This is a genomic window from Lysinibacillus sp. 54212, from assembly GCF_036662795.1.
Taxonomy (GTDB): domain Bacteria; phylum Bacillota; class Bacilli; order Bacillales_A; family Planococcaceae; genus Lysinibacillus_B.
In genome coordinates, this window is the sequence record NZ_JBAFWZ010000062.1 from 1 (window position 1) to 1843 (window position 1843).

At 37.0% G+C, this 1843-nt stretch carries 1 protein-coding gene; it reads left to right on the forward strand.

From position 1 onward, the window contains the following. Positions 1–423 precede the first annotated feature (423 nt). Positions 424–1599, forward strand: a complete 1176-nt coding sequence (locus V4T18_RS18220; RefSeq protein ID WP_332651868.1) for an alpha/beta hydrolase — start codon at positions 424–426, stop codon at positions 1597–1599. The last annotated feature ends 244 nt before the right edge of the window (positions 1600–1843 follow it).

Consider the following 1843-nt stretch of genomic DNA (forward strand, 5'->3'; position numbering starts at 1 on the left):
CTCTTTAGCGCCGATGGTAGTTGGGGGCTTCCCCCTGTGAGAGTAGGACGTCGCTGGGCGCAAAAAGCCGTTGCTGATTTAGTCAGTAGTGGCTTTTTTTATATGAAATTTTATAAGATTAATAGCATGCAATACTTATGGGAACTACTAAGAAATTGGTAGTTCTCTTTTTATATTTATTACAATGTGTAGGGTGATATTTCACTTAGGCATCTTGCTTTAATTGATTAGACCTAGTTCATGAAGAAAATTTCAGGTCATTCAGCATAGTCCATGCTTTACATATTAATTGTATAATATAGGAAAGTTCAGGCGAGGAAGATGTATATGAAAAATTTAATGTTTTTATGCATAATAGTTTTTTTATTAGCAGCGTGTAGCAGTTCTAACAATAATAAACAAAGTAACGAAGGGGATAGCAAGGTGACAGCTAATTTTATAGGAAAATGGCAGGGGGATATTGAAATACCCCAAGCTGCACTCTCGATTATTATTGATTTGCATGAAATTACAGGTACATTATCTGTACCAATACAGGGCTTAATTGATTATCCATTTCAATCAGTTCATTATAACAAGGATACTATGACGGTAGAGGTTAATTTGAACGGGTCACCTATTCGGATTACAGGAAAACTAGAAGGAAATAAAATTACAGGGACTTTCACGCAGAATGGACAGTCATATCCGATTGCATTTTCTAAGCATGTCCCAGAAGAAATAACATACGAGGAAATATCGATCGCTGTAGAAGGTGGTAACTTAAAAGCCGCTTTACAGCTTACTGAGGAAAAGCATGCACCTATAGCGATTATAATAGCTGGATCTGGACCTACAACAAAAGACGGCAATACAATGGGAATGGGAGAAAATAATAGTTTGAAAATGCTTGCTGAAGGTTTAGCAATGCAGGGCATAGCTTCTGTCCGTTTCGATAAACGCGGAATAGCTGAAAATGCATCACTAGTATCCTCAGAGGAGGAGTTTACAATTGATCAATATGTAAAGGATGTAGAACAGCTAATTAAATTTGCTAAAGAGGATAATCGTTTTACAGCCGTGCATATTATTGGTCATAGTGAAGGTTCCTTAATCGGTATGATGGCAGCGAAAAATGAAGAGGTCGACTCATTCATATCGTTAGCTGGGGCAGGGCGAGCGGCAGATGTCATTTTATTAGAACAACTACAAGATCAATTGACGCCGGAGCTATTATCAAAAACAGAGCAAATATTATCAAGCTTAAAGGCTGGAAAGGAAGTAAGGGAAGTACCGACCGAGCTACAAGCATTGTTTAGACCATCCGTTCAGCAGTATATGATTTCTTGGCTAAAACAACACCCTACGTCCTTAATAAAACAATTAAGCATGCCGGTATTAGTTGTACAAGGCACAACGGATCTCCAGGTTAATTATGTAGATGCAGAAGCGTTAAAAGCAGCAAATGAAACGGCAAAGCTTGTTTATATCGATGGCATGAATCATGTACTAAAGAGCGCACCTGTGGATAGGGAAGCCAACATTGCAACGTATTCGAACCCTACCCTTCCTTTAGCGGATACATTAGTTGAAACCATTACTGAATTCTTTGAAAATTAACAATGAAAAGGCAGTGAAATTAGATAAATATCACTGCCTTTTATGTATGTTATATTCAAAAATAAAATTAGTGAATTTTCATAAAAACTCAAAATTTAAATAAAAAGGGACTTGTATATTTAAAAATGCTTGCTATAATAATATATGTACTTAAGGAAAGTATTCAGGTACATAATCAATATAGTAGCGTTCCGAAGTAGCTCAGTGGTAGAGCAACCGGCTGTTAACCGGTTGGTCGTAGGTT